22 protein-coding genes are annotated in these 25519 nt (G+C 67.8%); 4 read left to right on the top strand and 18 right to left on the bottom strand.

Annotated features, from left to right (window positions below; all coding sequences use genetic code 11):
- Window positions 1-22: 22 nt before the first annotated feature.
- From gltX to FRZ32_RS13470, 3 genes are read left to right on the top strand one after another with little or no spacing between them, the layout of a single operon-like run.
- Window positions 23-1447 carry a glutamate--tRNA ligase gene (gene gltX / locus FRZ32_RS13480; protein WP_243445300.1) on the top strand — a complete coding sequence of 475 codons (1425 nt, stop codon included), beginning with the start codon at window positions 23-25 and terminating at the stop codon, window positions 1445-1447.
- A gap of 2 nt (window positions 1448-1449) precedes the next feature.
- Window positions 1450-2733, top strand: coding sequence for a citrate synthase (locus FRZ32_RS13475; protein ID WP_147044488.1), 1284 nt, complete (start codon window positions 1450-1452; stop codon window positions 2731-2733).
- A gap of 21 nt (window positions 2734-2754) precedes the next feature.
- A complete protein-coding gene (locus tag FRZ32_RS13470) occupies window positions 2755-4308 on the top strand; it encodes a DUF389 domain-containing protein (protein WP_147043995.1) in 1554 nt (517 codons plus the stop codon).
- On the opposite strand, the gene FRZ32_RS13465 is transcribed toward FRZ32_RS13470, so the two are convergent.
- From FRZ32_RS13465 to FRZ32_RS13450, 4 genes are all read right to left on the bottom strand, one after another.
- Window positions 4289-5665: a sensor histidine kinase gene (locus FRZ32_RS13465; RefSeq protein ID WP_147043994.1), complete on the bottom strand. Its 1377-nt coding sequence runs from the start codon at window positions 5663-5665 to the stop codon at window positions 4289-4291. The genes FRZ32_RS13470 and FRZ32_RS13465 overlap by 20 nt on opposite strands.
- Entirely contained in the window at window positions 5662-6756 is a 1095-nt protein-coding gene (locus tag FRZ32_RS13460) for a DUF2336 domain-containing protein (RefSeq protein WP_147043993.1), read from the bottom strand. Before FRZ32_RS13460 ends, FRZ32_RS13465 begins: the two co-directional genes overlap by 4 nt.
- Window positions 6757-6791: 35 nt before the next feature.
- Window positions 6792-7988 (bottom strand): hypothetical protein, encoded by a 1197-nt coding sequence (locus tag FRZ32_RS13455; protein ID WP_158635936.1) that lies wholly within the window; start codon window positions 7986-7988, stop codon window positions 6792-6794.
- A gap of 64 nt (window positions 7989-8052) precedes the next feature.
- Window positions 8053-8355 (bottom strand): Hpt domain-containing protein, encoded by a 303-nt coding sequence (locus tag FRZ32_RS13450; protein ID WP_147043991.1) that lies wholly within the window; start codon window positions 8353-8355, stop codon window positions 8053-8055.
- A gap of 71 nt (window positions 8356-8426) precedes the next feature.
- Between FRZ32_RS13450 and FRZ32_RS13445 the strand changes: the two genes are divergently transcribed.
- The gene (locus tag FRZ32_RS13445; RefSeq protein ID WP_147043990.1) at window positions 8427-10682 is read left to right on the top strand and encodes a coiled-coil domain-containing protein; all 2256 of its coding nucleotides are present in this window, start codon (window positions 8427-8429) and stop codon (window positions 10680-10682) included.
- Window positions 10683-10752: 70 nt separating this feature from the next.
- Here the strand turns inward: FRZ32_RS13445 and FRZ32_RS13440 are convergent, their stop codons facing one another.
- The 14 genes from FRZ32_RS13440 to FRZ32_RS13375 all read right to left on the bottom strand — a co-directional run bounded on the left by FRZ32_RS13440 (window position 10753) and on the right by FRZ32_RS13375 (window position 25505).
- Window positions 10753-11013 carry a DUF1467 family protein gene (locus tag FRZ32_RS13440; RefSeq protein ID WP_147043989.1) on the bottom strand — a complete coding sequence of 87 codons (261 nt, stop codon included), beginning with the start codon at window positions 11011-11013 and terminating at the stop codon, window positions 10753-10755.
- The gene (locus tag FRZ32_RS13435; protein WP_147043988.1) at window positions 11010-12653 is read right to left on the bottom strand and encodes a ribonuclease J; all 1644 of its coding nucleotides are present in this window, start codon (window positions 12651-12653) and stop codon (window positions 11010-11012) included. The genes FRZ32_RS13440 and FRZ32_RS13435 overlap by 4 nt, the downstream gene beginning before the upstream one ends.
- Window positions 12654-12813: 160 nt before the next feature.
- Entirely contained in the window at window positions 12814-13602 is a 789-nt protein-coding gene (locus tag FRZ32_RS13430; protein ID WP_147043987.1) for a type III pantothenate kinase, read from the bottom strand.
- 38 nt (window positions 13603-13640) lie between these two features.
- Window positions 13641-14321, bottom strand: a complete 681-nt coding sequence (locus FRZ32_RS13425; RefSeq protein ID WP_147044487.1) for a biotin--[acetyl-CoA-carboxylase] ligase — start codon at window positions 14319-14321, stop codon at window positions 13641-13643.
- 61 nt (window positions 14322-14382) lie between these two features.
- Window positions 14383-15834: an NADH-quinone oxidoreductase subunit NuoN gene (nuoN, locus tag FRZ32_RS13420; RefSeq protein WP_424141295.1), complete on the bottom strand. Its 1452-nt coding sequence runs from the start codon at window positions 15832-15834 to the stop codon at window positions 14383-14385.
- On the bottom strand, window positions 15831-17369 hold the full coding sequence (locus tag FRZ32_RS13415; RefSeq protein WP_147043985.1) for an NADH-quinone oxidoreductase subunit M: 1539 nt from the start codon (window positions 17367-17369) through the stop codon (window positions 15831-15833). Before FRZ32_RS13415 ends, nuoN begins: the two co-directional genes overlap by 4 nt.
- On the bottom strand, window positions 17369-19432 hold the full coding sequence (nuoL, locus tag FRZ32_RS13410) for an NADH-quinone oxidoreductase subunit L (RefSeq protein ID WP_147043984.1): 2064 nt from the start codon (window positions 19430-19432) through the stop codon (window positions 17369-17371). The genes FRZ32_RS13415 and nuoL overlap by 1 nt, the downstream gene beginning before the upstream one ends.
- A 2-nt stretch (window positions 19433-19434) precedes the next feature.
- The gene (gene nuoK / locus FRZ32_RS13405; RefSeq protein ID WP_147043983.1) at window positions 19435-19740 is read right to left on the bottom strand and encodes an NADH-quinone oxidoreductase subunit NuoK; all 306 of its coding nucleotides are present in this window, start codon (window positions 19738-19740) and stop codon (window positions 19435-19437) included.
- Window positions 19737-20345 (bottom strand): NADH-quinone oxidoreductase subunit J, encoded by a 609-nt coding sequence (locus FRZ32_RS13400; RefSeq protein WP_147043982.1) that lies wholly within the window; start codon window positions 20343-20345, stop codon window positions 19737-19739. The genes nuoK and FRZ32_RS13400 overlap by 4 nt, the downstream gene beginning before the upstream one ends.
- An 89-nt stretch (window positions 20346-20434) precedes the next feature.
- Entirely contained in the window at window positions 20435-20917 is a 483-nt protein-coding gene (gene nuoI, locus FRZ32_RS13395; protein ID WP_147043981.1) for an NADH-quinone oxidoreductase subunit NuoI, read from the bottom strand.
- Window positions 20911-21963: an NADH-quinone oxidoreductase subunit NuoH gene (gene nuoH / locus FRZ32_RS13390; RefSeq protein ID WP_147043980.1), complete on the bottom strand. Its 1053-nt coding sequence runs from the start codon at window positions 21961-21963 to the stop codon at window positions 20911-20913. The genes nuoI and nuoH overlap by 7 nt, the downstream gene beginning before the upstream one ends.
- 136 nt (window positions 21964-22099) lie before the next feature.
- Window positions 22100-24121, bottom strand: a complete 2022-nt coding sequence (nuoG, locus tag FRZ32_RS13385) for an NADH-quinone oxidoreductase subunit NuoG (RefSeq protein ID WP_147043979.1) — start codon at window positions 24119-24121, stop codon at window positions 22100-22102.
- A gap of 121 nt (window positions 24122-24242) precedes the next feature.
- Window positions 24243-24875: a hypothetical protein gene (locus tag FRZ32_RS13380; RefSeq protein WP_158635935.1), complete on the bottom strand. Its 633-nt coding sequence runs from the start codon at window positions 24873-24875 to the stop codon at window positions 24243-24245.
- 21 nt (window positions 24876-24896) lie between these two features.
- Window positions 24897-25505 (bottom strand): hypothetical protein, encoded by a 609-nt coding sequence (locus FRZ32_RS13375; protein WP_147043977.1) that lies wholly within the window; start codon window positions 25503-25505, stop codon window positions 24897-24899.
- Window positions 25506-25519 lie beyond the last annotated feature (14 nt).

Below are 25519 nucleotides of genomic sequence, written 5' to 3'. Positions count from 1 at the left end.
CTCATCCTTGGAGAAGCCGCGCGTGAGCGCAAGTCCGCAAGCCATCGTCACCCGTTTCGCGCCCTCGCCCACCGGATTCCTCCACATCGGCGGCGCGCGAACCGCCCTGTTCAACTGGCTATATGCACGGCGCTTCGGCGGCCGCTTCGTGCTTCGCATCGAGGACACCGACAAGGCGCGCTCCACCCAGGCGGCGATCGACGCGATCCTCGACGGGATGACGTGGCTCGGGCTCGACTGGGACGGCGACGCCTGGTTCCAGTCGCACTTCGCGGCGCGCCACGCCGAGGTCGCGCGCGCGCTGCTGGAAAGCGGCCATGCCTATCGCTGCTGGATGACGCAGGAAGAGCTGGCCGCGCAGCGCGAGGCCGCGCAGAAGGAGCGGCGGCCGTTCCGAATCCGCAGTCCCTGGCGCGACCGCGACGACGGCCCGGCCGATCAGCCCTTCGTCGTCCGCCTCAGGGCCCCGCAGGAAGGCGAAACGAGCATCGACGATGCGGTGCAGGGGCGGGTGACCGTCCGCAACGAGGAGATCGACGATTTCGTCCTCCTCCGCTCGGACGGGACGCCGACCTATATGCTTGCCGTGGTCGTCGACGATCACGACATGGGCGTCACGCACGTGATCCGCGGCGATGATCACCTGAACAACGCCTTCCGCCAGATCGCGATCATCCGCGCGATGGGCTGGCCGGTTCCCACCTATGGCCACGTTCCGCTGATCCACGGCGCCGATGGCGCGAAGCTTTCGAAGCGGCACGGCGCGCTCGGCGTCGAAACCTATCGCGACGAGCTCGGCATGCTGCCGGAGGCGTTGTTCAACTATCTGCTCCGGCTCGGCTGGGGTCATGGCGACGCCGAGATCATCAGCCGCGAGGAGGCGATCCAGTGGTTCGATCTCCCGCAGGTCGGCCGCGCCCCTGCCCGCTTCGACATGAAGAAGCTCGAGAACCTCAACGGCCACTATCTGCGCGCCGCCGACCCTCGGCGGATCGCGTCGCTGATCGATCACCGGATCGAGGGCGCGCTGGGCCGCGGCCTCGATGCGGGCGACATCGATCTGCTCACGCGCGCGATGCCGGTCCTGACCCCTCGGGCCAAGGATTTGAACGAGTTGGCAGAGGCAGCTCAATTTCTGTTCAAGCTTCGGCCGCTGGACGTGGACGAGAAGGCCGCGGCCCTGCTAGAAGGCGCGGCGCGAGACCTGCTCGCCCTCGTCCACGAGTCTCTTCAAAAGCTCGACACGTGGACCGTCGAGGCGACGGAGCAGGCCGTGCGGGAGGTGTCTGAAGCCGAAGGCGTCAAGCTCGGCCAGGTCGCGCAGCCATTGCGGGCCGCGCTTACCGGGCGGGCGACGTCGCCGGGCATATTCGATGTGCTGGCTTTGCTCGGGCGGGACGAAAGCCTCGCCCGGATCGGGGACCAGATGACCGGGAAGGGAAAATGACCATGGCGGACAAGGCCAGCCTGACGATCGGCGACCAGAATTTCGACTATCCGGTAATGCGCGGATCGGTCGGCCCCGACGTGATCGACATTCGCAAGCTATACGGCCAGGCCGATGTCTTCACCTACGATCCGGGCTTCACCTCGACCGCCTCCTGCCAGAGCGCGATCACCTATATCGACGGCGAGGCGGGCATCCTCCTCCACCGTGGCTATCCGATCGATCAGCTCGCCGAAAATTCGACCTTCATGGAGGTCTCCTACCTCCTCCTGAACGGTGAGTTGCCGAACAGGGCGGAGCTTGAGAAGTTCACCCACACGATCACCCGCCACACGATGCTGCACGAGCAGCTCGCGACCTTCTATCGCGGCTTCCGGCGCGACGCGCATCCGATGGCGATCATGTGTGGCGTCGTCGGTGCGCTTTCGGCCTTCTATCACGACAGCACGGACATCACCGATCCCGAGCAGCGGATGATCGCCTCGCACCGGCTCATCGCCAAGATGCCGACGATCGCCGCGATGGCGTACAAATATTCGATCGGCCAGCCGTTCCTCTATCCCCAGAACAACCTCAGCTACACCGGCAATTTCCTGCGGATGACCTTCGGCGTCCCGGCCGAGCCCTATGAGGTCAATCCAATCATCGAACGGGCGATGCGCCGGATATTCATCCTTCATGCCGATCATGAGCAGAATGCGTCCACTTCCACGGTGCGACTGGCCGGCTCGTCGGGCGCGAACCCCTTTGCCTGTATCGCGGCCGGGATCGCCTGCCTTTGGGGTCCGGCCCATGGCGGCGCCAACGAAGCCGCGCTCAACATGCTGCGCGAGATCGGCCGGCCCGAACATATCCCCGAATATATCGCCCGCGCCAAGGACAAGGACGATCCCTTCCGGCTGATGGGCTTCGGCCACCGCGTCTACAAGAATTTCGATCCGCGGGCGAAGGTGATGAAGGCGACCGCCGACGAGGTGCTGAAGGAGCTCAACATCGTCGATCCGGTGCTCGACGTCGCCAAGGAGCTCGAGCAGATCGCCCTCCACGACGATTATTTCATCGAGAAGAAGCTCTACCCGAACGTCGATTTCTATTCGGGCGTGATCCTCTCTGCGATCGGTTTCCCGACCTCGATGTTCACCGCGCTCTTCGCCCTCGCCCGCACCGTCGGGTGGGTCGCCCAGTGGAACGAGATGATCGCCGATCCGGACCAGAAGATCGGCCGGCCGCGCCAGCTCTATACCGGCGCGACGCAGCGGGACTACGTGCCGGTGGACCAGCGCTAGGCGCCGCCTGCGCCACCGGCCATGGCCAGGAACGGACCAGCCTCGCCCCAGGGGAGCACCGGCCCCGTCGGGTCCCTTGCAGCGAACTCGACCCCGCACCGGGTCCACATCCCCTTCTCGCGCTGGTGGGGCCATAATGTCGTGGCGAGCGTCGATCACGCCGCAGTGGTGACGGCGGTGCGCGACGATGCGGGCTGGTCCCCGCATTTCGCGTTCATGTCCCTCATGTCCGCCGGCATCGCCGTGCTCGGCCTGCTGCTCTCCTCGCCGGCCGTCGTGATCGGCGCGATGCTGATTTCGCCGCTGATGGGGCCGATTATCGGCCTCGGCTTCGCGGTCGCGACCTTCGACCTTTCGGAAATGCGCCGGACGCTGAGGGCGCTCGCCGCGGGCGTGGTGATCGCGACCATATTCTGCGCGCTGATCGTGCTCGTCTCACCGCTCCAGACGGTGACCGACGAAATCGCGGCACGCACCCGCCCCAACCTGTTCGACCTGCTCGTCGCGCTCTTCTCGGGCCTCGCCGGCACCTATGCGATGATCCGGGGCAAGCATGGCACGATCGTCGGCGTCGCGATCGCGACGGCGTTGATGCCGCCGATCGCCGTCGTCGGCTTCGGCCTCGCGACCGCGAACCTCACCGTCCTCGGCGGCGCGTTCCTTCTCTTTTTCACGAACCTGATGACGATCGCGGCCTCCGCCGCCTTCCTCGCCCGCCTTTACGGCTTTGCGCCGAACCTGTCGCCGCAGCAGACACGGCTCCAGGCGACACTCGCCCTCGCCGTCATGGTGGCGCTGGCGGTGCCGCTGGGCCTGTCGCTGCGGCAGATCGGGTGGGAAACGGTGGCCTCGCGCGAGATCCGCCAGGTCGTCGGCCGCTATTTCGGGGATCAGGCGCGCGTGAACGGGCTCGACGTCGACTATCGATCCGACCCAATCGAAATCGTCGCGACGCTCCTTACGCCGCAATACAGGCCGGATGCGGAGCGGGCGATCACCAATCAGCTTGGCGCGATGCTCGGCAGGCGCGTCCACGTCTCGCTCGATCAGATCCATACCGACAATGACGCGACCGAGGCGCAACAGCTCGCCGCCGCGCGCGGGCTTGATGCGCAGCGCGACGCCGATCGGGTCGCACGCCAGCTCGCGCTCGTCGCCGGGGTTCCGGCGGATCAGGTCCTGATCGACCGCGATGCCCGGCGCGCCGAGGTCCGCGCCGCCGAGCTGCCGGGCGCGCCGATGATCGTCTATCGCCAGCTCGAGCGGCGCGTCGCCGCCGGAGAGCCGGACTGGTCGATCGCGCTCATCCCGCCGGTCACGCCGCTCGGCCGCGTGACGTTCGGCGATGACGCCCCGGACGCCGGCGGCGCCGCAACCATCGCGACCGCGGCATGGGCGGCGCAGCGGCTTGGCCTGCCGATCGCGGTCTCGGGCGGCAATCCGGCGGAGCGCGAGGCCGTGGTCGCCGCGCTGACGCAGGCGGGCGCAAGAGCCAGCGCCGATGGCGGGCCGGATGGAGGCGACGTGCGGCTCGGCTGGCGGATGCCGGGCGTGGCTAACGCGCCGGCAGGGTGAAGGTGAAGCGTGCGCCCTGTCCCGGCGCGCTGTCGACGGCGATGTCTCCACCCATTGCGCGCGCCAGCCGGCGGGCGATGTAGAGGCCAAGGCCGGTGCCGCCGGGCTCCGAAGGGTCGACCCGCTCGAACTTGCCGAAAATCCGCTCCTGGTCCTCCGGCGCGATCCCCTTGCCCTGATCGGCGACGATCACGGCGGCGAGATCGCCCTCGCGCTCGGTGCGCACCCAGACCTGGCCGCCGGCAGGCGTGTAGCGCACCGCATTGGCGACGAGGTTCATGAGGATCTGGAGCGCGCGGGTGAAGTCGCCGGTCGCCGGGAGCCCCTCGTCGGCGGCGGGGGCATCGATGCGAACCTCGCGATCGGCGGCGCGAACCGCTAGCAGCCCGGCGACGCGGCGGGCGATGTCGGCAAGGTCGATCGCCTCGGCCTCAGGCGTGAAATCGGGCCGTTCGATCGCCTGGAGATCGACGAGGTCGTCGACCAGCGCGAGGAGGTGACGGCCGGCGGTCGCAATGTCGCCCGCATAGCCGGCATAATCGCGGCGCAGCGGTCCCTCGGGCTGGCTGCGGATGCGCTCGGCATTTTCGACGATCTCGGCCAGCGGACCGCGCAAGGCCGCGTCGAGTCGGGCTCCGAAAGCGGCGCCATCGGGCGCGGGCGGCTCCGGCTCGGGTTCGACGGCCGGCTCGCTGTCCGGGCGATGGCCGACCGCCGCGCCGGAGAATCCGGCAAACCGGCCCATGCCGTCGATGAGAGGCACCGCGGAGAGATGATAGCGGCCCTTGCGCCCGGCGCGCAGGTCCGCGACCTGATCCTCGAACGCGACATGGCCGGCGAGCGCGGCGAGGATCGGAAGCGAGCCGTCGGGTCCTTCCCGGAAGCGGAAGATGCGGGTCAACGGCATCCCGACCAGCTCGGCCTGCGGTCGGCCGATCGCGGCAGCGGCGGCGATCGACACCTGGGTCAGTTTCAGCGTGTCGTCGCTCTCCCAGGTCCAGTCGGCGGCCGCGCGCTCGAAATCGGCCTCACGGCCGGCGCGGGCCGCGGCAGGCTGAGGGGCATGGCGCGTCCAGCCGGTGATCGAGAGCGCCACCTCGTCGCCTTCGGGCTGGGCACGCACCCAAAGATCGATATCCTGATCCCCGTCCGCGGCGATCGCCGCGCGCGAGACGGTGATGCCGAGCCGTCGGGCGAGTCGGGCAAGCGCGGCGATCTGCGGCACCGAAAGCGGGCCGCCTTGCGCACCGCCGGCGCGCGCGTTGAGATCGGCGAGCGGCGGATCGGCGGCGATGAGGCGACCGTCCGCATCGACCCGGCCTGTCACCGGGCGGGCTTCGAGGTCGAGCGCGCTCACGCCGCCTCCGCCGCGGCGCGGGACCGCGTGGAGATGCGCGCGACGCTGGCGCGATAGGCCGGATTGGCCTGCCACAACCGCAGCACATCACGCGCCGCCGCCTCGTCGAGCGTATCGTAAAGTTCGACCTGCGCGGCCGTTCGTTCTTCCTCGGCGCCGGACAGCAGCGGTCCCCGACTGGCGAGCGCGAGCAGGATCGCGGCCGCGTCCGGCCGATCGATTGCGCCCGCGCGAAGCAGCAGTGCCGGGCCGCGCCCGCGTGGGTCGGAGAGCACTTCCCACGCCGCACCGGCATCGAGCCCGCAGCGGACGGCGAGTCCGGCGAGGAAGAAGGGCAGCATCCCCTCCCCCAGCGAGCGGGCGAGCAGCGCGCCATCGAGCCGGCCGGCGCGATCGAGCCGGCGGGCGAGGCGCAGGGCTCTCGCCTCCAGCGTTTCCCCCTCGTCATAGCCGGCGATGAGCGCGCTCGCGGTCTCCTCCACCGCCGCATCGACACCGCCGGCGCGGTGGTGCTGGACGATATAATGGCGCAGCGCCGCCGCGATCCGCCAGACGAGGCGGTGCTGAAGCTCGGCCGGAAGCTCGACCTCGCCAAGCAAGGGCTCCTGGAATCGATCGAAGCGCCGGGCACGGCCGATCACCAGCTCCATCGCCTCGGCGGCGATGTCGTCATCGGCATCGCGAACGAGATCGTGGAGGAAATCTCCGTCGCCATGCGCGGCATGGGCGGTCCAGAACCGATGTTCCTCCGCGCGGCGCACCAGCAGCGCGGTCAGCTCCGGATCGCGCAGGGCCTGCGCGCGCTCGAGGATCGGCAACGCGATCGGCACATGGGCGGAGGACAAGGCGGCGTGGAGCGCGGCATGATCCTCGAACCGTGCGGCAAGGCGTGCGCGCAGATCATCCTCGATCGCGCCGACAAGGCGGGTGAGCAACGCCCCTGCGGTGACGCGCTGCCACTCCGTCAGGCGGCCCTGGTCGGGGAGCAGCAGGTCCGTCGCGGCGGCGGCGAAACGGTCGCGCGCGGCGGCGAGCAGGAGGCGCGCGGCATCGCCCTGCTTTCCATCCCGGCTGGATCGCGCTTCGGCCATGGTTTTGCCTTAGCGCGTCGTCGGTTAAGCTGTCGTTAGCCGGTTTCGGCTGTCCCGTTACGGGTCAGCCCGGAATGCGCCTGCCGCTGGCTCCAGAAGAAGGAGGCGACGGCATAGGCCATCAGGACCGCGATCCCGCCTGCCCACTGCCCGGCGGCCGCGAAGGGCAGCAGCAGCCAGGTCATTCCTTTGGGCTCGGCAAGGAGCAGGCGGCCGGCGGGCGCGACGCCGCGCAGCTCGATTCCCTGCGCGATCAGAAATGCGATCGTCATCGCCGCGACAAGAATGATCCCCCAGCCGATCGTCGGCGCGAGGCTCGCAGCGAGGCCGAGCAGGCCGAGCGCCGAGGCGTAGGGCAGCAAGTGCCGCCACCAGCTCTCTGACGGATCGCCCTGCATCCTGACGCGCGCCAGCCGCGCCGCCGCCCCATCCAGCGGGGTCGCGATCAAGGTCAGCAGAAATCCGGTCCACAGCCAGTTCATCGCGAAGGCGGCCGCCCCGGCGAAGGTTGCGAGCAGAGCGACGTAGCCCGGTATCGCCGGGGCGAGCGGGCTGGCGATGAGCAGGGTGGCAAGCAGGCGTTCGAGCGGCGCAAGCAGGCGCTCCGCCCAGCCGGCGCCGCTCGCATTGGCGGCGGCGAGGATCCGCCGCTCGAGCGTGTCGAGATCGTCGACCGCATCGAGGATCGCGACCGGGCCCGTCGCGGGCACCTGTCGCGCCGCCGCCTGGAGGATGCGGCGCAGCAGAGTCGATTGCAGATCCCAGTCGCGGAGCATGGCGACGGTGGAGCGCAGCAATGCGCCGTCGAGCACCGCCGCACCCGCCCAGCGGGCATGGGCATCGATCCGCTCGTAAATGTCGCCGTGACCGCCATCGCCGACGGTCAGCACCGCCGGCCCCTCCGCCGCGGCGAGGCTCGCCAGGGTGGCGGCATCGGCGATCGCGCCGTCGGCGATCATGAGAAGCTGGTCGGTCGGCTCGACCGCCTCGGCAGCCTCCTCGGCGCTGCGGACGAGGCGGACCGGAAGATGCTCACGCCGCATCCGCTCGATCGCCGCGGCGAGATCGGCAGGCATTCGCTCGGCAAGGATGAGGACGGGCGATGCCCCGGCCGCCGCCGCGAGCCGCGCCTGCCGCTCGATCACCGTCCGGCCGGCGAGCGGAAGCGCCGCGCGCAGCCGGCCCGGCTCAGCCGATTCGTGATAGGCGGCAATAAGTGCGGCCAGCCCCAATGATCCCTCCGCGCGAATTGCGGAGGGATAGGCGCGCAGCCGCGCAGTTGCAAAGCGGCTTGTCCTAGATCGCGGCGAAGTCGTCGACGGCGACGGCGATCCGACGCAGAACGACCGGATCGCCCGGTGCCCCTTCAAGCGCCTCGTCAGCCAATCCGGTGAGCCCGGTCGCCCCGAAACTCGCGGCAAGACTCTTCAGGCGCGCGGCCGCGGCGATCCAGTTGGCGTCGCAGCGGGCCCGTCGCATCAGATCGAGCTGCCGCGCCGCGCTTTCGATGAACGCGTCGCGCAGCTCGCCAAGCAGCGCCGGATCGGCACCGACGGCGGCAGCGAGCGAGGCGTTCAGGGCTCCGGGATCGTAGGCCATAAGGTGCCCCGGTTACGCCGATCTGCGTTAACGGGGCGTTTCATATCCGCCCCGAAGTGATACAACAGGCCATGACCATGGGGGCAGAGCGCGCGATGGCGCACCAGCCGGACAGTGTGACCTGGGACGATATCGCCGATCAGGGCGAACCGGTCGCGCCGTTCCGTTTCGATCGGATCGTCGAGGAGGAGGAGGCCGCGGCGCCCATCGGCATCCGGTTGCTCGCCGTCGCGCTGATCGCCGCCGCCCTGGGCTGGGCGGGCTTTGCGGGCTACGCGCTGTACGCCGAGGGCCTGCCCGCCAGCCTGTCCGCCTGGGCCGGATGGGTCGCGACCGCGAGCGCGCCGCTGATCCTCCTCACCCTCGTCTGGATCGCCTTCGGCCGCACCCCGCGGCGTGAGAGCGAGCGATTCATTGCCGCGGTCGGCGCGATGCGGCGCGAAAGCCAGGCGCTCGAATCCGTGCTCGGGATCGTCGGGTCGCGCATCGCCGAAAATGGCGAGGCGCTGAGCGCCGAGGCGACCCGACTGATGGCGCTTGGCGACGAAGCCGCTGACCGGCTCGGCCGGGTCACGCAGCATCTCGCGCGGGAGAGCGCCGATCTGGAGCGGCGGGCGAACGCGCTCGACAGCGCGGCTGGCAATGCCCGCGTCGATATCGGCGCGCTGCTCAGCGATCTGCCGCGCGCCGAGCAGCAGGCCCGCGCCGCCGCCGAATCGCTTCGCAGCGCCGGCCTTGCCGCGCACGAACAGGCCGCTGCGTTGGAAGGGCATCTCGCGGCGCTCACCGCGCGCGGGCGCGATGTCGACGAGGCGGTTGGCGGCGCCGCCCAGCGGCTTGGCGCGCAGATCGCGCGGATCGAGACCGGCGCCGGCGCCGCGCAGGAGCGGATGGACCAGGTCGCCGCCCAGATGAACGCGGCAATCGACCAGGCCATGACCCGCGCGGCCGATTCGGTCGAACAGACCCGAGCGAGCATGGAAGCCCAGGGCCAGGCGATGCTGGCGATGGTCGAGCAGGCACGCGCGGCGATCGATCAGTCCGGCGCCGAGGCCGGGACGGCGCTCGCCGACCGGATCGAGGCGATCGGCGGCGGCATCGCAAGAATCGCCGATGGCCTCGCCGCCCAGGAAAGCACGAGCCAGGCCTTGCTCGGCAATCTTACCTCCCAGATCGACGCGCTCGACGCGCGCCTCGCCGAGATTGGAGAGGCGGGCCAGGCCCACGGCGCCCGGGTTTCCCAATCGATCGCGGCGCTGCACGACGCCGCCGCGAAGTTGCACCGCGAGATCGAGGCGGGGAGCAATGCGTCCGGCGCGCTCATCGATCGGACGCACGAGGTTGCTGGCGCGCTCACGACCGTGTCGGATCAGCTCCGCGGCCTGTTGATCGCCGCGCTCGGCGAAGTCGAAGGCCAGGCGGCGCGCACCAAGGATGCGGTCAAATCGGTGGTTCCGGCGATGGACGAGGTTCGCGGTGTCGCGGCGGAAGCCGCCCGCTCGCTCGCGGACAATGAGAGCACCGTGGCCCGCCAGCGCGAGGCGATCGAGGCAGTGGCGGCCGCGGCGCGCGAGGCGATCGATGGGCTCGGGGCAGCGGATAGCGCCGCCGGACGTCTCGCCCAGGAGACGGGGCCACAGCTGATCGAGCAGCTCGTCAGGGTCCGCGAGGCCGCGAACCAGGCCGCGACCCATGCGCGCGAGGCGATCGCGAGCGCGATCCCCGACAGTGTCGCCGCACTCTCCCAGGCGAGTCGGGATGCGATCGCGGAGGCAGTCGGGCGCCCGGTGGAGGAGCAACTGGTCGAGATCGCCGCCTCGTCGGAGCGCGCGACCGAGGCCGCGCGTGCCGCGAGCGAGCGGCTGACCCGCCAGCTCCTCGCCATCACCGAGACCGCAAAGGCGGTGGAGGATCGGATCGCGGAGGATCAGGCCCGACGCGAGGAGCAGGAGGCTGGCGCGCTGACCCGGCGCGTGTCGCTGCTCATCGAAGCGCTCAATTCGACCGCGATCGACGTGAACAAGCTTCTGTCCAACGAGGTCGCCGATACGGCCTGGGCGTCCTATCTCAAGGGCGATCGCGGCGTCTTCACCCGCCGCGCGGTGCGCCTGCTAGAGGCCGGCGAGGTGCGTACGATCCAGCGCCATTACGACGAGGAGCCGGACTTCCGCGACCAGGTGAACCGCTACGTCCACGATTTCGAGGCAATGCTCCGCCGGATCCTCGCGGAGCGCGATGGGGCGACGCTCGGCGTCACCCTCCTCTCGTCGGACATGGGCAAGCTCTACGTGGCGCTTGCCCAGGCGATCGAGAGGCTGCGGCGGTAGGACGCCAGTTGCGCCGAAACACCAGTCGGCAGCGGCCCCTCATCCGTCCGCGTCCGCCGTCCCTGGTCCGCTAGGTCGTCCAGCCCATCATGTTGGCGTCGATCCATCCGTAGACATAATTTGCGTAGAAGACGCCAAAGGCGGCCGCGGCAAGGATGGTCGTGCGCAGAGCCACCCGGCCGAAGCTGAAATTGACGGGTGCGCTGTCGGCGTGGCCGATCTCGGGTCGGGTCCCCTCCTCGTCATGCGTGCGGACGCCGAACGGGAGGACGACGAAGAGACTGATCGTCCAGAACAGGACGTAGATCGCCAGCATCGAGGTCCATTTCATGGCCGGGTCCTCACGATCATCACGCTGACGACGGGCTTCTTGCCGGTCCAGTCGGTCGCGCAGCGGCGCACTGCGAGACGCACCTCCTCGCGCAGTTTCTCCTCGCTGGTGGCGGGCTTGCCGGCGGCCGCGGTGGCGGCATCCGTCGCCTCTTCGAGGAAAGCCGCGCGATCCTCCTCGACCGGAATGCCCTGGGGATCGATGACGATTTCGCCGGAAAGGCGACCGGCCGGATCGAGCGGCACAGCGACCGAAATCAGGCCGGCATAGGAAAGCCGACGCCGCTGGTTGATGGTGTCGCCATCGGCCGGGAGGATGACGTCACCGTCGAGTATCAGCCGGCCGACGCGCTCCTCCGACAGTTTTTCCGGGCCGTTCGGCGCGAGCCGGACGAGATCGCCATTCTTCTGGACGATTCCGTGCGGGATGCCGCGCGCCCTTGCGAAGCGCGCCTGCTCGGTCATGTGCCGCATTTCGCCATGGACCGGGACGATGATCTGCGGGCGGATCCATTCGTACATCGCGGCAAGCTCCGGCCGGCCGGGATGGCCGGAGACGTGGACCGGCGCCTGGCGGTCGGTGATCATCTCGATTCCACGCGCCGCGAGCTCGTTCTGGATCCGTCCGATCGCGATTTCGTTGCCCGGAATCTGCTTGGACGAGAAGACGACGAGGTCGCCCGGATCGAGCTTCAGCGGGTGCTGGTCGAAGGCGATCCGCGCGAGCGCCGCGCGCGCCTCCCCCTGCCCGCCGGTCGCGATGATCATCACCTCGCGCCGGGGCAGCTTCATCGCCTCGTCGAAATCGATGGTCTCCGGAAAATCAGTGAGATAGCCGACGCTCTTCGCGACCCGAAGGATACGATCGAGGCTGCGGCCCGCGACGCAGACCTTTCGCCCCGTATCCCGCGCGACATGGCCCAGCGTCTTGAGGCGCGCGGCATTGGAGGCGAAGGTGGTGACGAGGACGCGGCAATCGGCGCCCTGGATCACCTCATCGAGTCCCTCACGAACGCCAAGCTCGGAGCCCGAGGGCGATTCGTTGAACACGTTGGTCGAATCGCAGACGAGGGCGAGCACGCCCTTGTCCCCGATCGCGGATAGTTCCGCCGCGGTGGACGGGTCGCCCAGCTGCGGGCTGTCGTCGAGCTTCCAGTCGCCGGTGTGGAAGACACGGCCATAGGGCGTTTCGATCAGCAGCGCATTGCCTTCGGGAATCGAATGGGCGAGCGGCACATAGGTGAAATCGAACGGACCGAGGCTGAAGCCGCCCTCCATCTCGATCGTGTTGAGCTCGATCTCGTCCGTAAGCCCCTCTTCCTCCAGCTTTCCTGCGATCAGGCCGGCGGTGAATGGGGTCGCATAGAGCGGCACGCCGAGATCGCCGGCGAGATAGGGGATCGCCCCGATATGGTCCTCGTGGCCATGGGTGAGGACGATCCCGAGCAGATCCTCGCGCCGCTCCTCGATGAACGACAGATCGGGCAGGATCAGCTCGACGCCCGGATAAGCGGGATCGGCAAAGGTCATGCCGAGATCGACCATTACCCATTTGCCGTCGCAGCCATAGAGATTGACGTTCATGCCGATCTCGCCCGAGCCGCCGAGCGCGAGGAAAAGGAGTTCTTTGCCGGGTGTCATGTCTGTCCTTCTAGATCTCCCTGCCGCCCCAGGCGATGGGGAGAAGGGACCATGCGAAGCATGATGGAGGGGCATTCCGGCGCCGTAAGCCCAACCACCCTCGTTCGGACGGCTCCCTCCCCATGCGCCACGCGCACCGGGAGGACAATGGGATGCGTCGTCAGTGAGCGGCGCCGACGCTCCGCCGATAAAGCATCGACAGGCCCTGGATGGTCAGGTCGCTCTCGATCGCATCGAAAATGCCGGTGTGATGATCGAACAAGGTGGCGAGGCCCCCTGTGGCAATGACAGTGACCGGCCGCCCGATCTCGGCCTTCATCCGCGCGACCAGGCCCTCCATCATCGCGACATAGCCCCAGTAGATGCCGATGTGCATCTGCGTCTCGGTCGTGCGGCCGATCACCGACGCGGTCTCCGGCGCCTCGATCGCCACCTTGGGGAGCTTGGCGGCGGCGCTGACCAGCGCATCGAGCGACAGGTTGATGCCCGGCGCGATGATCCCGCCCTTGTAGGCGCCGCTATAGTCCACGACGTCGAACGTCGTCGCGGTGCCGAAATCGATGACGACAAGATCCCCTTCATGCAGGGCGTGACCGGCGATGGCGTTGAGCACCCGATCGGCGCCGACCGTTGCCGGTTCGGCGACGTCCAGGTCCACACCCCACGCGGCCGCTCCCTGTCCCGCGACCAGCGGCTCCACCCCGAAATATTTGGACGCGAGCACCTCCAGATTGTGGAGGGCGCGAGGGACGACGGTGCCGATGATGACGCCGGTCACATCCGCTTTCGAAAAGCCTTCGAGCGCGAGCAGCTGGACCAGCCAGACCGCATATTCGTCGGCCGTCCGCCGCGGATCGGTCGTGATCCGCCAGCGCGTGCGAATCGCGCCGTCGTCACCGACCAGCGCGAAGACGATGTTGGTGTTGCCGGCGTCGATGGCGAGAAGCATCCGGCGCTTCTAGCCGCGCCGCCGCGCCTTGGCGAGGGTCAGATCAGGAACACGTCGCCGGCATGGATGATCTTGGTCCCGCCCCCCGCCAGCCGCAGCCGGAGCGCTCCGCTTTCCTCGAGCCCGTCGAAAACACCCCGAAGGTCTCCCGCCGCGATCGGCGTGCCCACCGGATGTGCCGCCGCGCACCAGGCGGCGCGCACCGGAGCAAGGCCCTCCGCGCGCCAGCGGTCGAGCCAGGCCTGGAAGATCGGGGCGAGCCGGGTGAGGAAAAAGTGGGGGCTTGGCGCGCGGCCCGCGAGGGCTTTGAGGCTGGTTGCGGGGCGGTCGGCGAGGACGGGGTGGAATGCGAGGTTGACGCCGAAGCCGATCACGACGGCGTCCCCCTGGCGCTCGAGCAGGATGCCGGCAAGCTTGGCGCCTTCGACGAGCAGGTCGTTGGGCCACTTGATCGTCGCGGCCGGGGCTTCCGGCTGCACCGCTTCGTGAAGCGCCATAGCCGCGACCAGAGCGAGCGTCGCGGCGGACGGATCGCCCGGCTGAAGTCGGACCAGAGTGCTCGCATAAAGATTGCCGGGCGGCGATTGCCAGGCCCTGCCCTGCCGTCCCTTGCCGCCGGTCTGGCGATCGGCGCGCAGCCAGAGGCCTTCGGGCGCGCCCGCCGTCGCGAGCGCGGCGAGATCGTCATTGGTCGATCCGGTTTCGGCGACGCTGCGGATATTTGCCACACTTCCCCCTATCCGCTCGTCCTGAGCGGAGGTGGCCACGTGACGCTGACGCTCAGGTTCCGGACGGGAACAGCGCGGCTGCCGCCGTCGTGGTCGCCTGATCGAGCGGGCCGATGGCAAGGTATCCCAGCGGCGATACGAACAACGCCGCGGCGATCAGCAGCCCGGCCGTCACCGGCTCCCGCGTAGGTCCGTAAGCCGGCGCCGGCTCGTCGAAGTAGATCGTCTTGACGATCATGATGTAATAGAAGGCGCTGATCACCGAAGTCGCGATCGCGACCGCCGCGAGCCAGGAAAGGTTCGCCGCCACCGCCGCGTTGAAGACCACGAATTTGGGCCAGAAGCCGAACAGCGGCGGGATGCCGGCAAGGCTGAACATGAAGATCATCATGCCGAACGCAAGCCACGGCCGCGTCCGCGAGAGGCCGGAGAGCGACGCGATCGTCTCGACCGGTTGGCCATCCTCGTCGCGCATCCGAAGGACGATCAGGAAGGCGCCAAGCGTCATCGCGATATAGACGGTCATGTAGAAGAGCGTCGCCGCGACCCCTTCCTTCGTGCCGGCGGCGATGCCGACGAGCGCGAAGCCGACATTGTTGATCGAACTGTAGGCAAGCAGGCGCTTGATGTTCTTCTGATTGATCGCGGCGACACCGCCGAGGATGGTCGAGGCGAGGACCAGGAAGATCACGATCTGCCGCCAGCTCTCGGTCGCCGGCCCCATCGCCTCCACGGTCACGCGCGCGAACAGCGCCATGGCGGCGAGCTTCGGCGCCGAGGCGAAGAAGGCCGTGACCGGCGTCGGCGCGCCTTCGTACACGTCCGGGGTCCACATGTGGAACGGCACCGCGCTGATCTTGAAGGCGAGGCCCGCAAGGGTGAAGACGATGCCGAACAGCTCGCCCTTCGACAGGCCGTCGCCCATCGCCTGGGCGATGCCGGTGAAGCCGGTCGTCCCGGTAAACCCGTAGAGCAGCGAGATACCGTAGAGCAGGATGCCGCTCGCCAACGCGCCGAGAACGAAATATTTGAGGCCGGCCTCCGCCGAGCGGGTGTCGGTCCGCTGGAAACTGGCGAGGACATAGGCCGCGAGGCTCTGCATCTCGAGCCCGACATAGAGCGTCAGCAGGTCGGTCGCCGAGGCCATCATGCCCATGCCGACCGTCGCGAACAGGATCAGCACCGGATATTCGGCGCGGAAATCGCCCTCTCGCCCGAACCAGCTCGACGCCGCGAGCAGTGACACGGCGGCCGCGATGTAGATCACGACCTTGGAAAAGGCTGCGAAGCTGTCGGCTGCGAACATGCCCGAGAAGGCGGAGGCGCCCTGATCGACGATGCCGGGCATCACCAGAATTGCGGCGACGAGCGCGACGACCCCGAGCCAGGTCAGGAGCTTCGCGGAACGATCGCCGGCCCAGGCCGCGACGAGCATCAGGATCAGCCCGGCCGCGCTCAGCAGCTCTTCTGGCAGGACGAGCAAGAGATCGTGCGTCGGCATCAATGGGTCCCTTCGGCCTCGTGCGCCGCGGCGGCTGGCGCCGGCGCATGGCCCGGCGTCAGCTGTGCGTCGCCGCGCGGCGCTGCGCGCTCGATCCGGTGGACCAGGGCCGTGACATCGGCGCGCATCGGCGCAAGGAAGCTTTCCGGATAAACCCCCATCCACAGCACGACCGCCGCGATCGGCACGAAGATCGCCCATTCGCGCGGGCTGAGATCGGGCATCGCCGCCGCACCCTCCGTACGCGCGGTCCCGAAGGCGATCCGCCAGTAGAGAAGGAGCATGTAGGCGGCGCCAAGGATGATTCCGGTCGTCACCACGAAGGCGGCCCAGCTCGACGCCTGATAGGAGCCGACCATCGCGAGAAACTCGCCGACGAAGCCGCTCGTCCCCGGCAGGCCGACCGAGGCCATGGTGAACAGCATGAAGAACAGGGCATAAGCGGGCATGTTGTTGGAAACGCCGCCATAGGCCGCGATCTCGCGGGTGTGGAGCCGATCATAGACCACGCCCACGCACAGGAAGAGCGCACCCGAGACCAGGCCGTGGCTCAGCATGACCACGAGGCCGCCGTCGATCCCCTGGCGGTTGAACGAGAAGAGGCCGATCGTGACGAACGCCATGTGCGCGACCGACGAATAGGCGATCAGCTTCTTCATGTCGTCCTGCACCAGCGCGACGAGGCTGGTATAGACGACCGCGATCATCGAGAGGCCGAACATCAGCCACATGAGCTGGTTCGCCGCTTCCGGAAACATCGGCAGCGAGAAGCGCACGAAGCCGTAGCCGCCGAGCTTCAGCAGCACGCCGGCGAGGATGACCGAACCGGCGGTCGGCGCCTGGACGTGCGCGTCGGGAAGCCAGGTGTGGACCGGCCACATCGGCAGCTTGACCGCGAAGCTCGCGAGGAAGGCGAGGAACAGCCAGGTCTGCGCCTCCGGCGGGAAATCGGTGACCAGCAGCTCGGGGATCGATGTCGTGTGGGCGAAATTCACCATCCACAGCATCGCGATCAGCATCAGCACCGATCCCAGCAACGTGTAGAGGAAGAACTTGTAGGCCGCGTAGATCCGGTTCGCGCCGCCCCAGATGCCGATGATGAGATACATCGGCACCAGGGTGGATTCGAACAGGACGTAGAAGAGGAAGATGTCCTGCGCCATGAAGACGCCGAGCATCAGCGTCTCCATCACCAGGAAGCAGGCCATATATTCGCTGACCCGGTTCTGGATCGACTCCCACGAGGCCGCGATGCAGATCGGCATCAGGAATGCCGTCAGCACGATCAGCATGAGCGCGATGCCATCGATGCCGAGCGCCCAGTTGAAATAGCGCCCGAACAACGGGACATTCTCGGCGAACTGCCATTGCGGCCCGCCGACCTGGAAATTGAGCCACAGGCCGACGCAGAGCGCGAGCGTCACCAGGGTGGTGATCAGCGCCACCCAGCGCGCGCCCTGCGCGTTGGTCATGAGGCAGGCGATCGCGCCGAGGATCGGCAGCGCCAGGATGACGGAAAGGATCGGGAAACCGGCCATCACTGCGCCATCGCCCAGGTCGTCGCGGCGGCGACGCCAAGAAGCATCACCAGCGCATAGGTATAGACATAGCCCGACTGGATGCGCGCCGTGAGACGCGTGCCGGCGACGATGGCAGCGGCCGCGCCGTCCGGACCGAAGCGGTTGATCGTCGCCTCGTCACCCTTCTTCCAGAAGATCCGGCCGAGGGCGACCGCCGGGCGGACGAAGATCGCGGCGTAGAGCTCGTCGAAATACCACTTGTTCAGGAGGAAGCGGTAGAGGACGCCGAACTGCGCCACGAACGCCGCCGGGAAGGCCGTGTTGCGGATATAGGCGTAGAAGGCGATCGCGAACCCGATCAGCATCGCGAAGGTCGCGGACAGCTTTGCCCATTCGGGAATGGCGTGGACCGAATGCGCGAGCGCCTCGTTGATCGCGACGCTGCCCTGCCAGAAATGCGCCGCGCCCTCCTCGATGAACCAGGGCGCGAAGACGAAGCCGGCGAGCAGCGCGCCGAGAGACAGAACCGCCAGAGGCACCAGCATCGTCCACGGGCTTTCGTGCGGGTGATAGCCGCCCGTCCCCGCAGGGATCTCGGCCGCGCCCGGCTCGCCGACATGGGTGTCGTGGCCCGCATCCTCGGCATCGGGATGATCGTCCTGCGCATGATGGCCGTGCGCGTCGTGGATGGCGTGCTGGATATGCTCCGAGGCCGCCCAGCGCGCCTTGCCGAAAAAGGTCAGGAAGACGAGGCGCCAGGAATAGAAGCTGGTGAGCAGCGCCGCGAACACGCCGACGAAGAAGGCGAAGCCGCTGCCGCCGCTGCCGGCCGCGAACGCATTTTCGATGATCGCATCCTTCGAATAGAAGCCGGCAAAGCCGAACACCCCGGCGATGCCGACGCCGGTGATCGCGAGCGTGCCGATGGTCATCGCCCAGAAGGTGAGCGGGATCCGCTTACGCAGCGCCCCATAATAGCGCATGTCCTGCTCATGATGCATGGCGTGGATGACGCTGCCCGCGCCGAGGAACAGCAGCGCCTTGAAGAAGGCGTGGGTGAACAGGTGGAACATCGCCGCGCCATAGGCGCCGACGCCGGCGGCCATGAACATGTAGCCGAGCTGCGAACAGGTGGAATAGGCGATCACCCGCTTGATGTCGTTCTGGACGGTGCCGACGGTCGCCGCGAACAGGGCCGTCGCGGCGCCGACGAAGGTGACGATTGTGGTCGCGGTATGGCTCGTCTCGAACATCGGCGACAGGCGGCAGACCATGAACACGCCCGCCGTCACCATCGTCGCGGCATGGATGAGCGCGGAGACCGGCGTCGGGCCCTCCATCGCGTCGGGCAGCCAGGTGTGCAGGCCAAGCTGCGCGGATTTGCCGCAGGCGCCGATGAACAGGAGGATGCAGATCAGCGTCATCGTATCGACGCGCCCGCCGAGGAATCCGATCGTCGAACCGGTCATCGATGGCGCGGCGTGCAGGATTTCCGGAATCGAGATCGTGCCGAAGACGAGGAAGGTCGCGAAGATGCCCAGGCTGAAGCCGAAATCACCGACCCGGTTGACGACGAACGCCTTCATCGCGGCCGCGTTGGCCGACGGCTTGTAGTACCAGAAGCCGATCAGCAGGTAGGAGGCGAGACCGACGCCTTCCCACCCGAAGAACATCTGGACGAGATTGTCCGCCGTCACCAGCATCAGCATCGCGAAGGTGAAGAGCGACAGATAGGCGAAGAAGCGCGGCTGGCTGTCGTCCTCCGCCATATAGCCCCAGGAGTAGAGGTGGACGAGCGCGGAGACGGTCGTCACGACCACCAGCATCACCGCGGTCAGCGCATCGACGCGCAGCGCCCACTGAACCTGGAGATCGCCCGAATGAATCCAGTTCAGCACCGGATGGACGGCGCTGTGTTCGGTGCCGGCGAGAAAGCCGATGAAGATCGGCCAGCTCATCGCGCAGGACGCGAACAGCGCGCCGGTCGTGACCAGCTTGGCCGGCACGTTGCCGATCATGCGGTTGCCGAGCCCCGCGATGATCGCCGCAACGAGGGGCAGGAAGACGATCGCCTGGATCACGCTCAGCCCTTCATCTGGTGGATATCGTCGACCGCGATCGTGCCGCGGCCGCGGAAATAGATGACCAGGATCGCAAGCCCGATCGCGGCCTCGGCGGCGGCGACGGTCAGCACGAACATCGCGAACACCTGCCCCACCATGTCGCCGAGGAAGGAGGAGAAGGCGACGAGATTGATGTTCACGGCGAGCAGGATCAGCTCGATCGCCATCAGGATGATGATGACGTTCTTGCGATTGAGGAAAATGCCGAGCACGCCGAGCACGAACAGGATCGCGCCGACGGCGAGATAGTGGCCAAGGCCGATCACAGCTCCACCCCCTGCCCGACGGCGGGCTGCCGCTTGATCACCGCCTCGTCCGGCCGCCGGCGATTCTGCGCCGAGACCGTCTGTGGGCGCACGTCCTTGCGCTTGCGGTGGGTCAGCACGATGGCGCCGATCAGCGCGACGAGCAGGACAAGGCCCGCCGCCTCGAAGACGAAGAGGTAGCGCGTGTAGAGGAGGTGGCCGAGCTCCTCGATGTTCGATCCCTGACCGATCGGCGCCGCGCGGGACGCCGGCCCGATCGCGCCGGCATTCCACGCGACCACGGTGAAGACGATCTCGGCCAGCAACACGCCGGCCAAGCCAAAGCCAAGCGGCCAGTAGCGTGCGATTCCGGCGCGGAGCTCGGCGAAATCGACGTCGAGCATCATCACGACGAACATGAACAGCACCGCGACCGCGCCGACATAGACGATGATCAGCAGGAAGGCGAGGAACTCCGCCCCCATCAGAAGGAACAGCCCCGCCGCGTTGAAGAAGGCGAGGATGAGGAACAGCACGGAATGGACCGGATTGCGCGAGGCGATCACCATCACGCCCGAGGCGATGACGAGCGCCGCGAAGACCCAGAAGACGATGGCCGCGATCACCGTTCGCGCCCCGCCGCCACCATGCTGCCCATGGTCCCCCTCCCCGTTCCGGGGAGGAACTTCATGTCCGAATCCCGCATGGCGGCCACCTACCGATACGCCGCGTCGGCCGCAATGTTCGCGGCCAGAGCGCGCTCCCAGCGGTCGCCATTGGCGAGCAGCTTCGCCTTGTCGTAGATCAGCTCCTCGCGGGTTTCGGTCGAGAAATCCATGTTCGGCCCCTCGACGATCGCATCGACCGGGCAGGCCTCCTGGCACAGGCCGCAATAGATGCACTTGGTCATATCGATGTCGTAGCGGGTCGTGCGCCGGCTGCCGTCGGCGCGCGGCTCGGCCTCGATCGTGATCGCCAGCGCCGGACAGATGGCCTCGCACAGCTTGCACGCGATGCAGCGCTCCTCGCCGTTCGGATAACGGCGCAGCGCATGCTCGCCCCGGAAGCGCGGGGAGATCGGGTTCTTCTCGTAGGGATAGTTGATCGTCGCCTTGGGCTTGAAGAAATACTTCAAGGTCAGCCAGTGCGCCTTCACGAACTCCCAGAGCGTGAACGATTTGATGAAATGAGCTACCACGGCAGCATCCCCTGCTTGGCGAGCATCAGATAGCCCGAGACGAGGAACACCCAGATCAGCGAGACGGGGAGGAAGATTTTCCAGCCGAGCCGCATGAGCTGGTCGTAGCGGTAGCGCGGCACGGTCGCCTTCACCCAGCTGAAGATGAAGAAGAAGGCGAAGATCTTGGCGAAGAACCAGATGATGCCCGGAACGTAATAGAGCGGCGCCCAATCGACCGGCGGGAGCCAGCCGCCCCAGAACAGGATCGCGTTCATGCCGCACATCAGCAGCACGTTGGCATATTCGCCGAGCCAGAAGAGCGCGAAGCTCATCGAGCTGTACTCGGTCTGGTAGCCGGCGACGAGCTCGCTCTCCGCCTCGGTGAGGTCGAAGGGCGTGCGCGCGGTCTCGGCCATCGAGGAGACCAGGAAGATCACCGCCAGCGGGAAGAGCAAGGGATTCAAGCCGAAGGCGTTGATGAATCCGAAAATATGATCCTGCTGGCCGGTCACGATCGCGGAGAGGTTGAAGCTCCCGCTCCACAGAATGACCGGGATCAGCACGAAGCCGATCGAGACTTCGTAGGACACCATCTGAGCCGCGGCCCGCAAGGCGCTGTAGAACGGGTATTTCGAGTTGGACGACCATCCCGAGATGATCACCCCGTAGACGCCGAGCGACGAGACCCCGAGGAGGTAGAGCAGCCCGACATTGATGTCGGCGAGCACCCAGCCGTCGGCGAACGGGATCACCGCCCAGGCGATCAGCGCAACGGTGAAGGTGACGATCGGGGCGATCAGGAACAGGCCGCGATTGGCGCTCGCCGGGATGATCGTTTCCTGGAGAAAGACCTTGAGCCCGTCGGCGAAGCTCTGGAGCAGGCCGAAGGGGCCGACCACGTTCGGCCCGCGCCGGAGCGCCATCGCCGCCCAGATCTTGCGGTCGGCATAGATGATCATCGCCACCGCGAGCATCAGCGGAAGCGCGATCAGCAGGATCAGGATGAGGTTGGCGACGAACCAGCCCCAGCCGGTGCCGAGATAGAATTGGAAGAAAGCGGTCATAAGCCCTCTCCCTCGAGGGAGAGGGTTGGGTGAGGGTGTCGAGCGTAAGAGATTGCTCGCAAATGCCGAGCCCCCTCACCCCAGCCCTCTCCCCGCCGGGGAGAGGGAGAATGTGTCGTTCGGGGCAAATACCTACTCACTCCGCCGCCTCCGCATAATCCTGGCCGTGGAGAAGCTCGGCCGAGCAGCGCTGCAGCGTCGGAGACGAGCGGGCGATCGGGTTGGTGAGGTAGAAATCCTTGATCGGATAGGCGATCTCGGTGCCCGCAGCGATCTTCGGCGCGTCGAGCTTCGGCGGCGCCCAATCGAAAGCCACCAGGCCGGTCTGCGCGAAGGCCGGGTAATCCGCGAACAGCCGCGCCCGAAGCTCCTGGAAGCTGTCGAACGGCAGTCTGTGGCCGAGCGCGTCGGAAAGCGCGCGCAGGATCGACCAGTCTTCGCGCGCGTCGCCCGGCGGATCGACCGCCTTCTCGCTATGCTGGACGCGGCCTTCCAGGTTCACGTGGATGCCGTGCTTCTCGCTATAGGCGGCGGCGGGCAGGATCACGTCCGCGCCATGCGCGCCCTTGTCGCCATGATGGCCGATATAGACCTTGAGGCTCTTCGCGAAGGGCGCGAGGTCCGCCTCGTCCGCGCCGAGCAGGAACAGCAGCTTGGGCTTCGCTTCGGCAATCGCCGCCATGCCGCCCGGCTGGGCATAGCCAAGCATCAGGCCGCCGGTTCGCGCCGCCACCGTGTGAAGCACGTTATAGCCGTTCCAGCCGTCGCGGATCAGGTTCAGCGACTTGACGAGCGCGAGGGTCGCCGCCTGTGCGCCGGGCACCTTGAGCGCGGCGCCGCCGACGATCACCGCCGGGCGCTCGGCCGCGGCAAAGGCCTCCGTCGCCGCCCTGGGCAGCTTGTGGAGCAGCGAGAGATCGTTGCCGAGCCATTCGACCCGATAGGCGAGATCCGCCTCCGGCCCGATCGCGAACACCTTCGCCCCGCCGCGCGCGGCCTTGCGGATGCGTGTGTTGACGAGGCTCGCCTCCCAGCGCGGATTGGTCCCCACGAGGAGGATGACGTCCGCGGTCTCGATCCCGCCGATGGTGGTGTTGAAATTGACCGATGCGATGTTGCTCACGTCGTAGGCGAGGCCGGTCTGGCGCCCCTCGATCAGATCGGAGCCGAGCGCATTCACCAGCAGCTTCGCCGCATACATCGTCTCGACATCGACCAGATCACCAGCGACCGCGGCGACACTGCCCTTCGCCTTGCCGGCCACCGCGGCGATGGCGGCAAAGGCCTCCGCCCAGGTCGCGGCGCGCAGCCTGCCATCCTCGCGGAGCCACGGCCGATCGAGCCGGTTGCGGGTGAGCCCGTCGACGGCATGGCGGGTCTTGTCGCTCGCCCACTCCTCGTTGACGTCCTCGTTGAGCCGCGGGAGGGCGCGCAGCACCTCGCGGCCGCGCGAATCGAGGCGGATATTGGTGCCGACGCCGTCCATCACGTCGATCGCCGGGGTCTTGGTCAGCTCCCAGGGCCGCGCGTCGAACGCATAGGGCTTGGACGTCAGCGCGCCGACCGGGCAGAGATCGACGACATTGCCGCTGAGCTCGGAGCCGAGGGCGGTCTCCAGATAGGACGTGATTTCCATATCCTCGCCGCGACCGACGGCGCCCAGATCCTCGACGCCGGCCACCTGCTCCATGAAGCGGATGCAGCGCGTGCAGTGGATGCAGCGGGTCATCACCGTCTTGACGACGGGACCCATATATTTCTCGCTCACCGCCCGCTTGTTCTCGCGGAAGCGGTCATGCCCGCGACCATAAGCGAGGCTCTGGTCCTGCAGGTCGCACTCGCCGCCCTGGTCGCAGATCGGGCAGTCGAGCGGGTGATTGATGAGCAGGAACTCCATCACGCCTTCGCGCGCCTTCTTCACCATCGGCGTCGAGGTGAAGATTTCCTGATTGTCGGCGGCGGGCAGCGCGCATGACGCTTGCGGCTTGGGCGGGCCCGGCTTCACCTCCACCAGGCACATGCGGCAATTGCCGGCGATCGCGAGCCGCTCATGGTAGCAGAAGCGCGGGATTTCCTTGCCGGCGAGCTCGCACGCCTGGAGCACCGTCGCGCCCTGCGGCACTTCGATCTCGACGCCATCGACCTTGAGCTTGGGCATTGGAACTCCAGCGGAACGCCGCTCCCCGCGGCGCGCCTTGCCGTTAGACGCTAAAGCGCCGTTTCGACAAGGGAGAAGGTGGCCTCAAGGCGCGGAAAAACGAGTCGTGGGCCTTGTCGGCCTAGTGGGTGACCGCGGACGCATCCCCTGCCGCTTCGGCATGACCTCGATCGGCGAGGCGAAAGGCCGCCGACGCAAGCATCGCCCGAAGCGACGAACGGTCAAGCTCGGCGCGCGCGCCTCTTCTCAGACAGCCCGGCAGCATCGGCGCGATCGCCTGGAGCGCGGCGGTCTCGCTGCGGCTGGACGGCTCGGTCTGGAACAGTGCCTCCACCTGTTCGGGCCTGGCCCGGACGACACAGATGCTCATGATTTCCGATTCGTCGGACGTGCGGATCGGCGGCAGCGCCGGGTCGTCGCCGACATGCGCGGCGAGTGGCTCGCCACCGAGGTCGCGAAACAGGGCGAATTCGGCGAGCGCCCCCTTGAAGATGCGGTTGTTCGTCGAGAGCGTCCCGGCGGCGAGGCACGCGTTGCGCTCGACGAGGTGCTGGAAGGTGCTGGCATAGCGCGAATCCGCCTGCCGCATCGTCAGCAGCGTCCGCACGCGATTCGGCTCGGCGAGGAAGACGCAGCGCGCAAGCTCATGGACGGCGAGCGCCGCACGCGGAGTCACCCGCTCGCCCGCGCCAGCCGCAGCCGGAGTCACCGCGAGCGCCACCGCCGCGACGATGCCCACAATTGCTTTCATCATGCCCCCACCGACAACCCTATCTTAAGCACGCGGCGCCGCCGAAGCGCGCGACAGTTTGTACAAGGCCTCGGCGACCACGCCGCGAAGGATCGGGGCGCTGAAGGTGACAGTGAGCCCGTCCTGCATGCAGGGCGAAAGGTGCGGCGTCAGCGCCTCGATCGATGCCCGCTCCCCCGGGCTCTGGAACGCGGCGGAGAGCAAGGCCCGGCTATCCCCCGGATCCGCCCGGACGACGCACTCGCCAAATCGGAGCAAGGCCCCTTCGAGCGGAGGGTTCGCGCCGCCATTCGGCGGGGCGAGCGGCGGGACATCCGCAAAGCTCGTCGGGCCGCCATTGGCAAAGTCGCGCGCATAAAGCTCTTCATAAATCGCGCCACGCACCAGCCGCGGATCGAGTGGCGGCGCGCCGGCGTCCGGCAGGCACCTCGTCTCGAGGAGCCGCTGATAATCGGGGCTCCGGGCGTCGGGCGTGCCGCCCGCGACATAGGCCTCGGCGATACGCCCGCGGGTGCGAACGAGACACGTGGCGAGATTTTGGGTGATCCGCACCGTGTCGGCGGCGGGCTGTGCGACAGCGGGCGAACCGGAAAGCGCGAGAGCAATGCACAGAAGCAGCGGATGGCGACTCATTGAGCCTCTCCTTT

The sequence above is a fragment of the Sphingosinicella ginsenosidimutans genome (assembly GCF_007995055.1).
GTDB classification, from domain to species: domain Bacteria; phylum Pseudomonadota; class Alphaproteobacteria; order Sphingomonadales; family Sphingomonadaceae; genus Allosphingosinicella; species Allosphingosinicella ginsenosidimutans.
Note: the sequence above shows the minus strand (reverse complement) of the source record. Positions and strands in the feature narration are given on the sequence as shown.

Coding starts and splice junctions, on each gene's coding strand:
- FRZ32_RS13415 (WP_147043985.1), bottom strand. CDS start 17,369: ATGGCCGGTTTCCCGATCCTTTCCGTCATCCTGGCGCTGCCGATCCTC.
- FRZ32_RS13470 (WP_147043995.1), top strand. CDS start 2,755: ATGGCCAGGAACGGACCAGCCTCGCCCCAGGGGAGCACCGGCCCCGTC.
- FRZ32_RS13435 (WP_147043988.1), bottom strand. CDS start 12,653: ATGACACCCGGCAAAGAACTCCTTTTCCTCGCGCTCGGCGGCTCGGGC.
- FRZ32_RS13380 (WP_158635935.1), bottom strand. CDS start 24,875: ATGATGAAAGCAATTGTGGGCATCGTCGCGGCGGTGGCGCTCGCGGTG.
- FRZ32_RS13445 (WP_147043990.1), top strand. CDS start 8,427: ATGACCATGGGGGCAGAGCGCGCGATGGCGCACCAGCCGGACAGTGTG.
- nuoH (WP_147043980.1), bottom strand. CDS start 21,963: ATGACCGCTTTCTTCCAATTCTATCTCGGCACCGGCTGGGGCTGGTTC.
- FRZ32_RS13475 (WP_147044488.1), top strand. CDS start 1,450: ATGGCGGACAAGGCCAGCCTGACGATCGGCGACCAGAATTTCGACTAT.
- FRZ32_RS13375 (WP_147043977.1), bottom strand. CDS start 25,505: ATGAGTCGCCATCCGCTGCTTCTGTGCATTGCTCTCGCGCTTTCCGGT.
- FRZ32_RS13430 (WP_147043987.1), bottom strand. CDS start 13,602: ATGCTTCTCGCCATCGACGCCGGCAACACCAACATCGTCTTCGCGCTG.
- FRZ32_RS13440 (WP_147043989.1), bottom strand. CDS start 11,013: ATGAAATGGACCTCGATGCTGGCGATCTACGTCCTGTTCTGGACGATC.
- nuoG (WP_147043979.1), bottom strand. CDS start 24,121: ATGCCCAAGCTCAAGGTCGATGGCGTCGAGATCGAAGTGCCGCAGGGC.
- FRZ32_RS13450 (WP_147043991.1), bottom strand. CDS start 8,355: ATGGCCTACGATCCCGGAGCCCTGAACGCCTCGCTCGCTGCCGCCGTC.
- FRZ32_RS13460 (WP_147043993.1), bottom strand. CDS start 6,756: ATGGCCGAAGCGCGATCCAGCCGGGATGGAAAGCAGGGCGATGCCGCG.